The sequence below is a fragment of the Longimonas sp. genome (assembly GCF_040409695.1).
GTDB lineage: Bacteria > Bacteroidota > Rhodothermia > Rhodothermales > Salinibacteraceae > Longimonas.
In genome coordinates, this window is record NZ_JARWGJ010000122.1 from 1 (window position 1) to 7,953 (window position 7,953).

Below are 7,953 nucleotides of genomic sequence, written 5' to 3' on the forward strand. Positions count from 1 at the left end.
TCGCGTGCGCAACTACCGCATCCAGGTGCAGGAGCACGACGGCGAGATCATCTTTCTGCGCAAGCTCGTAGCGGGCGGGGCCGACCACTCGTACGGCATCGAAGTCGCCCGCATGGCGGGGCTGCCCGAGCTGGTGATTCACCGTGCCCGCGAGATCCTGGCGCATCTGGAGCAGCAAGACCTGGCAGTGGATACGGAGGGCGCGTCCAATCCCGATGCCGCCGCCCCCGACGCCGACGAGGTGCCGGATATGGAAGACGGCGTGATGGGCCAGATGTCGCTTTTCCAGCAGGCGGACCCCAAAGCCGAAGCGCTCAAAGAAGCCGTACAATCCATCGACCCCAACCGCATGACGCCCATCGAGGCGCTGATGAAGATCGCGGAGCTGAAGGAGATGCTGGGGTAGAATTGGGCACTTGAACGTGCGGAGGGGCGAGCAGGCCGCCTGCTCGTACACTGCTCAGCGTATCCCTTCTGGGCGGGTATCTTATAAAAAATACAGATCGCACCCAGAAACCGTTCAATTCGCTCAAAGACCGCTGGCATACGTCCCCATTTTTTGGTTATCTTACGCTATACATCAGTCCACTCCTCATACGCCCTCCTATACGCTCTCCCGTGCCTATGCCCAAATCAAGTGCCTCGCTTCCCGATACCTGGTCGCGCATTATGATTCCGTGGGTCGAGCCCGTCATCGACGGCGGACGCTGGCCCATCAAGCGCATCCAGCATGAGTCTGTAACGGTACGCACCGGCATCATTGTGGACGGCCACGACGAGATTGCAGCTGAGCTGGCCTATCGCCATGTGAGCAGCGACACCGTCCACACCGTGCGGCTTGAGCCGGTGGGCAACGACACCTATACCGCCTCCTTTACGCCGACGCAGCTGGGCGACTACACGTACCAGGTGCGTGCCTGGCTCGACCGCTTCGGCACCTGGCAAGACCAGTTTGAGCGGCGCGTCACCGGAGGCTCACCTCAGGAAGAGATCGATAGCGAGCTGCACGACGGGGCGGCCTTGCTGCGCCGCACCGCCAGCGCAACATCAGACGAGCACGTGGCTGAGCGCCTCCGCACCGCTGCTGATGCGTTTGAGGAGGGCGACGTCGACCGGGCGCTGAACCCGGACTTGCTTGCCGTGATGCGTGCGCATGCCCCTCGCGACATGGAAGCGCGCAGCCCGGCCCATGAACTGGTCGTCGACCCGCGCCTGGCACGCGAAGCGGCATGGTACGAATTCTTTCCGCGCTCGGCCGGTCCGACAGAAGCACATGCCACGTTCGATGACGCCGCCAAGCTGCTTCCGCGCATTCGTGAAATGGGGTTCGACATCGTCTACCTCCCTCCCATCCACCCCATCGGCGAGACCAACCGCAAGGGAAAAGACAACGCCCCTACGGCTGAGCCCGGCGATGTGGGGAGTCCCTGGGCGATCGGTGGATTTCTGGAGGACGGATCGCGTGGGGGGCACAAAAGCGTGCACCCCAAGCTGGGTGGCATGGCGGCGTTTGAGCGCTTTGTGGATGCTGCCAACGCGGTCGACCTGGAAGTGGCGCTCGACGTTGCCTTTCAGTGCTCTCCCGACCACCCGTACATTGAGGAGCACCCCGAGTGGTTCTATCAGCGCCCCGACGGCTCCATCCGGTATGCCGAGAACCCCCCCAAGAAGTACGAAGATGTGCACCCGCTCAACTTTGAGTGCGACGACTGGCAGGCGCTCTGGATGGAGCTAAAAAGCGTGTTCGAGTTCTGGATCGAGCGGGGCGTCACGATCTTCCGCGTCGACAACCCGCATACGAAGGTCATGCCGTTCTGGACCTGGTGCCTGCGTGAGCTTCGTAAAGAAACCCCGGAGCTCATCGTGCTTGCAGAAGCGTTTGCCCGGCCCAATACCATGTATAGCCTGGCCAAGCTCGGCTACAACAACTCGTATACGTACTTCACCTGGCGAAATACCAAGCACGAGCTGGAGAGCTATGCGCGTGAGCTCTTTCACACGGAAAAAGCCGAGTACTACCGCCCGAATTTCTGGCCCAACACGCCCGATATCCTTCACGACGAGCTCGCTCATGGCGGACGCCCCAAGCACAAGAGCCGGTTCGTGCTGGCGGCTACCCTCTCGCCCGTCTACGGCGTATACGGACCGCCCTACGAGCATGTCGACAATCGCCAGCATCCCGACCGTGAGGAGTACGCGTACAACGAAAAGTACGAGATCCGGACGTGGAACTGGAACGACCCGACCTCGCTGCAGCCGTTCATGAAGCGCGTAAACCGTGCCCGCCAGCACAATCCGGCACTCCGGCAGATGCGTAATATCACGTTCCTGGAAACACGAAACGACCAGCTCATCGCCTATGTGAAATGGACCGATGATAACGCTGTCTTGGTCGTGGTTAGCCTCGACCCCTACCATGAGCAGTACGGCGAACTGGTCGCGTCGCCCGAGCAGCTACACATTGCGCCCACCCATCGGTTTACTGTGCACGACGTGCTAAACGAGGCGGCATACGAGTGGGACGGACATGAACACTTTCTGCACCTTACCCCCGAACAACCCGCCCACATCTTTCGCATTGAATCGTCGTCGCATCCCTAATGGGTTTTGCCGTGATGGGTTTGCCGGTAGCTGGTTCGCTACTGGTCTACGATATAGTTGACTGCTGAACATGCCTGGTAGCGTGCTCTGTTAGCGCACCACCAATAGCCACGCTTCCGGCATGCCCTGCCTAACGTCAGCCTGCGCGCCCACAACGCAGAGGCATGCCTTTCGCATCCCTCTTTACCTTGCTGTATTCATTCGTATACCTACGTGCTTCTATGCCCGACTCCTTTCTCTCCGATCCGCTGTGGTACAAAGACGCCGTAATCTACGAGCTGCACGTGCGGTCATTTTATGACTCGAATAACGACGGCTTCGGCGACTTTCAAGGATTGCGCGAGAAGCTCCCCTACCTGGATGCCCTCGGCGTAAACACGCTCTGGCTGCTGCCTTTTCTGGAAAGTCCGCTCAAGGACGACGGCTACGATACCGCCGACTATTTCAAGGTGCTCCCGATTCATGGCGACCTTGACGACTTCAAGGCGTTCATGGAAGAGGCGCACGACCGCGGCATGCGTGTCATCACCGAACTGGTGCTGAACCACACCTCCGACCAGCACCCGTGGTTTCAGGAAGCGCGCAACCCCGCGTCCGATAAGCACGACTGGTACGTCTGGAGCGAGACGGACGACAAGTACGAGGACGTCCGCATCATCTTCACCGATACCGAAGACTCTAACTGGACGTGGGACGCGAAGGCGCAGAAATACTACTGGCACCGCTTCTTTAGCCATCAACCCGATCTGAACTTCGACAATCCCGAAGTGCGGGCGAAGATGAAGGAGGTCATGTTCTTCTGGCTCGACATGGGCGTGGACGGACTCCGGTTGGATGCGGTGCCGTATCTTTATCAGCGGGAGGGCACGAGCAGCGAGAATCTACCCGAGACCATCGAGTACGTGAAGGAGCTGCGCGCGGCGATCGAAGAGCGCTACGGCCCCGGCAAGGTCATGCTGGCTGAGGCCAACCAGTGGCCTGAAGACACGCTGCCCTACTTCGGCGAAGACGACGACGGTACCAGCACCGGCGTGCAGATGGCGTTCAACTTTCCCATCATGCCGCGCCTGTTTATGGCGCTGCGCCGCGAAAACCGGCGCCCCTTCGTCGAGATGCTCGAACGCACCCGCGACATCCCCAACGACGCGCAGTGGGCCATCTTCCTGCGCAACCATGACGAGCTCACCCTCGAAATGGTGACGGATGAGGAGCGCGATTACATGTACAACGAGTACGCTGCCGACGATCGCTTCCGCATCAACGTAGGCATCCGGCGCCGCCTTACGCCGCTGCTCGAAGGCGAACGCAAGCGCATCGAGCTGATGAATGCCATCCTGTTCTCACTCAAAGGCAGCCCGGTTATCTACTACGGCGACGAAATCGGGATGGGCGACGATCCGTTCCTGGGCGACCGCAACGGCGTGCGCACTCCCATGCAGTGGAGTCCCGACAAGAACGGCGGCTTCTCGCGCGCCCCGCACCATAAGCTGTTCATGCCGCCGATTAACCGGGGCGAATACGCGTTCGACGTGGTCAATGTGGAAGATGCCAACAACGACCCGCACTCGCTCTTGCACTTCATGCGCCGCCTTATCGCACTGCGCCAGCAGCACAAAGAGGTGTTCGGGCGCGGCACGCTGAAGCTGCTCCCGGTCGACAACCCGAGCATTCTGGCGTTTGTGCGCGAACACGAGGATACGTCGATTCTCGTATGTGCTAACCTATCGCGCTACGCCCAGCCCGTCGAACTCCCCCCTCATTCAGCTTTCGCAGATACGGTGCCGGTGGAGCTCTTCGGACAGTCCGCGTTCCCGGCCTTTGAAGACGGATCGCCCTACCCGGTGATGCTCGGCCCGCATAGCTTCTACTGGTTCAAGCTCGTCTCGCAAGAGGAACTCGATCGTCGCGACCTGTCAGAACCCGAGCCCTCCGAGACGTCTCATATGAACTCGAACCTGCCGGTCTTCTCGGTGAGCGAGGGCCTGCAAAACGTGCTCATCCCGACCATGGCGCGGGGACAACACCCCGAGCGCTTCGCGGAAGAGCTGCCCGAGTTCCTGCAGGCGCAGCGCTGGTTCGGATCCAAAAGCAAGCGCATCGACCGTGTTGAGGTCGAAGACGCGCTCCGGCTCGATACCGACCCGGTCGTCTACCTCTCTATCCTGCGTGTGCACAGCGGCGACAGCTCCGAGCTGTTTACCCTGCCGCTCACGACGCTCCCTGGCAAAGAGGGCGATGCGCTGCTCGAAGAGCATCCCGACGCCGGCATCATATGGCTGAATACCGACACCCAAGACGAGCACCTGCTCGTCTACGATGCCAGCGTCACCAGCGACTTCTGGACGACGCTCTACCGCTGGTGGAGCGATGACCGGCGCGGACGCTCGCTGCAGGGCGTGTACGAAGCCGAACGCACCAACGCACTGAAAACGGCGCGTCCGGGCACGATTCATCTTTTCTCGGGCGAGCAGAGCAACTCGTCTGCCGTTGTGGGTGGGCGCCACTTCGTGAAGCTCTATCGCCGCCTCGAAGAAGGCACACATCCCGAAAAAGAGCTCCTCGATCACCTGACCAAGCACGACTTCAGCTTTACCCCAGAGCTGCATGGTACGATCGACTTCCGCCACGGCAACGACACGTACACGCTGGGCGTGGTGCAAGAGGCCCTGCCCGCTGAAGTGGACGGCTGGACGTACGCGCTGCAGTCTTCGCGCCGGTTCTTGGAGCGGGTCGCGCAGACTCCGCTTCCAGAAGATGCCACACGCCCTCCGTTCTTTGGCCCCACACACGACCTGCACCCGCCGGTCTGGATGGAGAACGTGGCCCCCGAGCTGCTCTCTCTCGCCGAAATGCTCGGGGTACGTACCGCCGAGATGCACCAGACGCTGGCCGAAGGCACCTCCAACGCGCTCAAGCCGGTACCCGCTCCCGACGATATCGGGCAGCAGCTTTACACGCGTGTCTGGGACGAAGCCGAAGAGACGCGTTCGCTTCTCCAAGACGCCAGCGCGCCCGAGGTCAACATCGACTGGGATGCGCTCCAGAAACAGCTCAAGTCGGTTGCAGACCTGCCCACCAGCTGCGCGCACATTCGCCTGCATGGCGACTATCATCTCGGACAGATTTTGCGGGCAGATGGGGAGTTCTACATCCTCGACTTTGAGGGCGAGCCCGCCCGCTCGCTGGAAGAGCGGCGCCAGCGCTATAACGCGCTGCGCGACGTAGCTGGCATGCTCCGCTCCCTCGAATACGCAGTGCTCTCTTCCTGGAAACGCTACGACGGCGACGACCCGCACGCGACCGACTGGGTCAACGCCCTGCTTCGGTGGCTCAACGTCACCTTCCTGGATGCCTATGCCGACACCGCCGACCACGACGACTTCCTGATGCCGCGCGAGTCGCGCTATCTGTACCTGTGGGCCTACCTCCTTGAGAAAGCCCTCTACGAGGTCCGCTACGAGCTCAACAACCGCCCGTCGTGGGCCTGGCTGCCGCTCCGCGGACTGCAGCGCCTGCTCAGCACGGCCAACGAGGCCGCCGAGGCGTTCACGAACGGCGCAACCGCCGACGAGCGCGAGGCATCGTCGTTTTCCGATGCGTCGTCGCCCCGATCGTAAATAAAGGCCTTTGCGCTTCAGGCGCCACCTTCCTTGCTGAATGCTACGTCTGCCGGAGGGCCCGCACCTGTAAGGCGCTCCGGTCGACTTTCATTGAGCCAGGCAGATCGTTCGGCCAGAGCAGGTAGCGATCGGGATGCTTGAACCGGGCCAGGCGCCCCTGCAGTCCGCTCCGATAGCAGCCCGGCGCGAACGCCGTTCCAGGCGCCGGCTCCACAAACGCTACCGGACGCCGCCCAAACTCATCATCGGGCACCGACACGACCACCGCACGTGCCACCTGCGGCAGCGCCTCCAGCGCACGCTCTACCGTTTCCGGCTGGATGTTCTCGCCGCCCGAAATAAACTGGTGATCCACCCGTCCGGTAACGTACAACCGCTCGGCCTCGTCGATATGCCCAATATCACCGGTGCCGAGCCAGCCCTGCGCATCAAACGGCTGCGTGCGGCCTTCCGGCGTCAGGTAGGCGCGGCACCGGGTGGCCCCGCGTACGCAGATCTCGCCGATATCGCTGATCTTCAGCTCCCGATACGGCAGCACCTGCCCCGCGGTAGCCAGCGTCTCACGCGAGGCCCCCGGCGGCGTAGTCGTCACCTGTGAGGCCATCTCGGTGGATCCGTACGTGGTATGCACGGGCCACCCGCGGGCATAGGCCTCGTCGAGCAGCGCCTCAGGCACCGGGCCGCCCCCAATTAGCAGCCCGCGCAGCGCCCGGGGCGGCCCGCCATCGATAGCGCCGAGCACACGCTTCAGCTGCGTAGCCACCAGCGAGCCGTGCGTGATGCGCCGCACCGCCCAGTCACGCACCGGGTCATCCAGGATCGCAACCGATGCCCCCGCAAGTGCTGCCCGTATCACAATCGCCAACCCGCCAATATGGTAGAGCGGCAGCGACAGCGCCCAGCAGTCCGTAGCACGCAGCGGCAGCGCTCGAGCCGCCCCACGTGCGCTGTAAAGATGTGCCCGCCACGTATGCACCACGCCCTTGGGCCTACCGGTGCTGCCCGACGTAAAGATTACGGTCGCATCCCCTTGCATAGCCTGTACCGGTATGGTTCTGGGGGATGTGGAACGCCATGCCCTGCTGGCATCTGGTCGCGGTTCAAGCGCAATCGGATGCACGGTGCAGGAGGCGGTCTCGGGAAGCGCATCGCCCGTCTCCGCCAGGCAGCCCCTCGCGCCCACCATGGCCAAGGCATCGGCGCGTTCCTCTGGAGTCCAACGACGGCTCACGGGCACGACACAGCGCCCCTCCCGCCAGCACGCCCACAGCCATGCCACCGTCGACACCGTGCGGCGCGGCAGCATCCCGATGTAGCGCCCTTCCAGCTCCGGATTGGTCTGCAGCACCTGCTGTGCCCTGCGGATGCACCGCTCCAGGTCCGCGTATGTCGACGTCTGATTAGTGCTCGTTACAGCAGGCGCAGCGGGACGGTAACGCGCGTTCAGCGCAACAGGGCACGGAAGGGCAACCATAGTCGATTAGGGCATTGGGTATACAGGTGGGCGGACATACACGCACGCAGAAACAGCCACTACGCTCCCTCAGTCGCGATAACCTCACAAAACGCTGCGTCTCGGAGCATCGGTTTGCTCTTCTGTGCGCCCCACCATGGCAGGCAGCCCGCCCCAAATAGCAACGCATGAGATTGCACTCTACGAGCATTCCCTCCTTGCAGTCAGGGCAGGCCATTCTGCGTCCTCGTAATGAGAAGATGGGGACATCTCTTGGAG

General features: G+C 62.2%; 4 protein-coding genes. 3 read left to right on the forward strand and 1 reads right to left on the reverse strand.

The window, feature by feature from the left end:
* From PPP56_RS07815 to treS, 3 genes are all read left to right on the forward strand, one after another.
* Positions 1-406: MutS-related protein (locus tag PPP56_RS07815; RefSeq protein WP_502912568.1), on the forward strand; the 406-nt coding region annotated here is incomplete at its 5' end.
* A gap of 218 nt (positions 407-624) precedes the next feature.
* The gene (locus tag PPP56_RS07820) at positions 625-2,601 is read left to right on the forward strand and encodes an alpha-1,4-glucan--maltose-1-phosphate maltosyltransferase (RefSeq protein ID WP_353563482.1); all 1,977 of its coding nucleotides are present in this window, start codon (positions 625-627) and stop codon (positions 2,599-2,601) included.
* A 221-nt stretch (positions 2,602-2,822) separates the two neighbouring features.
* Positions 2,823-6,218 (forward strand): maltose alpha-D-glucosyltransferase, encoded by a 3,396-nt coding sequence (gene treS, locus PPP56_RS07825; protein WP_353563483.1) that lies wholly within the window; start codon positions 2,823-2,825, stop codon positions 6,216-6,218.
* A gap of 43 nt (positions 6,219-6,261) precedes the next feature.
* On the opposite strand, the gene menE is transcribed toward treS, so the two are convergent.
* A complete protein-coding gene (menE, locus tag PPP56_RS07830; RefSeq protein ID WP_353563484.1) occupies positions 6,262-7,695 on the reverse strand; it encodes an o-succinylbenzoate--CoA ligase in 1,434 nt (477 codons plus the stop codon).
* Between the last annotated feature and the right edge of the window lie 258 nt (positions 7,696-7,953).